Here is a 1,872-nt window from a genome sequence, read left to right as displayed (position 1 = left end):
GGTTGTTGAGACCCATGAAGGTCAGCTCGACGCCGGCGAATTCGCCTTCCTTGACATTGGCCTTGGTGGCTTCGAGGCAGAGTTCACCGACCTTCTGGAAATCGGCGTCCGTCGGCTGGCCTTTGCCGACGCCGGGGATCTGCAGGATTTTTGTGCGCAATTCGCTTGCCGCGGAGGCCGGGCGCGTCAAGGCGCCAAGTCCGGCGCCGGATGCGGCTGCGATCGCGGCCATGCTTGCCGCACCCTTCAATATGTCGCGCCTTGTGGCGCCGGCTCGAACCAGTTTGTCGTAAAGACCCGTTCTCATCGCCTATTCCTCCCAGAACATCAGTGTGAATAAATCGGCCAACTGTCGGACGCCGGAGCGCCAACGATGCTCCCGTTTCGGAAACGAATTAGGCAGGACCCCACCCTGCGTCGATTGAAGTTCCGATTGCGGATCGGGCACCGACATTTTGACCAGCGCCTGCCACTATTCTCACAACCCAACGCCGTGTCAACGAGAGCGGGTTTTTATCTATAAGGGACCGACTTGCCCTGGCAGGTCGCGTTGGTTAGCTTCTGCGCCTACGGCTAATGGAGCCGATGGGGGAGACATGGCGCAAGTCGCGATCAGCAAGGTGGCCAAGGCCTTTGGAACGGTCAAGGTTCTGCACGAAGTCAGCGTCGATATCGCAGACGGACAGTTCGTGGTGCTGGTTGGCCCTTCGGGTTGCGGCAAGTCCACGCTGCTCAGGATGGTGGCCGGGCTGGAGACCGTCTCCGCCGGCACGATCGCCATCGGCGACCGCGTCGTCAATCATCTGCCGCCGGCCAAGCGCGACATCGCCATGGTGTTCCAGAACTATGCGCTCTATCCGCACAAGACGGTCGAGCAGAACATGGCCTTCGCGCTCAAGCTCAGGAAAACCGATCCGGCCGTGGTCGCCGAGCGGGTCAAGCGCGCCGCCGACATCCTCGACCTCAATCCCTATCTGAAGCGCTATCCCCGCCAGCTTTCCGGCGGGCAGCGCCAGCGCGTGGCCATGGGCCGCGCCATCGTGCGCAATCCGCAGGTGTTCCTGTTCGACGAGCCGCTGTCCAATCTCGACGCCAAGCTGCGCGTGCAGATGCGCACCGAGATCAAGGAACTGCACCAGAGGCTGAAGACCACCACCATCTACGTCACCCACGACCAGATCGAGGCCATGACCATGGCCGACAAGATCGTTGTCATGCGCGACGGCCGCATCGAGCAGGTCGGCGCGCCGCTGGAACTGTTCGACCGCCCGGCCAACCTGTTTGTCGCCGGCTTCATCGGCTCGCCTTCGATGAACCTGCTCAAGGGCACCATGCGCAAGGGCGACAAGCCCGGTGTCGACATCGCAGGCACGCTGTTCCCGATCGGATCGGGCAATGCCGCGCAGGACGGTCAAGCGGTCGTCTATGGCGTGCGACCGGAGCACCTCGAGATCCATCCCGACGGCGTGCCGGCGAAGATTTCGGTGGTCGAGCCGACCGGCTCGGAAACGCTGGTGTTCCTGCGCTTCGGCGAAGGCGAGATGGTGGCGCTGTTTCGCGAGCGCCACGACTTCAAGCCGGGCGATACGCTGAAGCTGAAGCCAAGGCTCGACCAGATCCATCTTTTCGACGCAGAGACCGGCAAGCGTCTCTGATCCCAACTCACGAGGAATACCATGCTCAAAGGCATCAACCCGCTGCTCAATGCCGACGTGCTGCAGGCATTGCGGGCAATGGGGCATGGCGATGATCTGATCATCGCCGACACCAATTTTCCGTCCGATTCGGTGGCGCGCCAGACGGCGCTCGGCCGCGTGCTGCGCATCGATGCCTCGGCCGCGCAAGTGGTCAAGGCGGTGCTGTCGCTCTACC

At 62.6% G+C, this 1,872-nt stretch carries 2 protein-coding genes and 1 pseudogene; 2 read left to right on the top strand and 1 reads right to left on the bottom strand.

The genetic code is table 11. The annotated features are described in order from the left end of the window. Positions 1-307: pseudogene (locus tag EN969_RS29285) on the bottom strand (sugar ABC transporter substrate-binding protein); the annotation flags it as partial. A gap of 289 nt (positions 308-596) precedes the next feature. On the opposite strand from EN969_RS29285, the gene ugpC reads away from it, so the two are divergent. Next, positions 597-1,655: a sn-glycerol-3-phosphate ABC transporter ATP-binding protein UgpC gene (gene ugpC, locus EN969_RS29280; RefSeq protein WP_024504587.1), complete on the top strand. Its 1,059-nt coding sequence runs from the start codon at positions 597-599 to the stop codon at positions 1,653-1,655. Positions 1,656-1,676: 21 nt separating this feature from the next. Further along, a partial coding sequence (locus EN969_RS29275; protein WP_281060040.1) for an RbsD/FucU domain-containing protein occupies positions 1,677-1,872 on the top strand: 196 nt, incomplete at its 3' end.

It is taken from the genome of Mesorhizobium sp. M7A.F.Ca.CA.003.01.2.1 (assembly GCF_003998945.1).
GTDB classification, from domain to species: Bacteria; Pseudomonadota; Alphaproteobacteria; order Rhizobiales; family Rhizobiaceae; genus Mesorhizobium; species Mesorhizobium ciceri.
Note: the sequence above shows the minus strand (reverse complement) of the source record. Positions and strands in the feature narration are given on the sequence as shown.

Coding starts and splice junctions, on each gene's coding strand:
- ugpC (WP_024504587.1), top strand. CDS start 597: ATGGCGCAAGTCGCGATCAGCAAGGTGGCCAAGGCCTTTGGAACGGTC.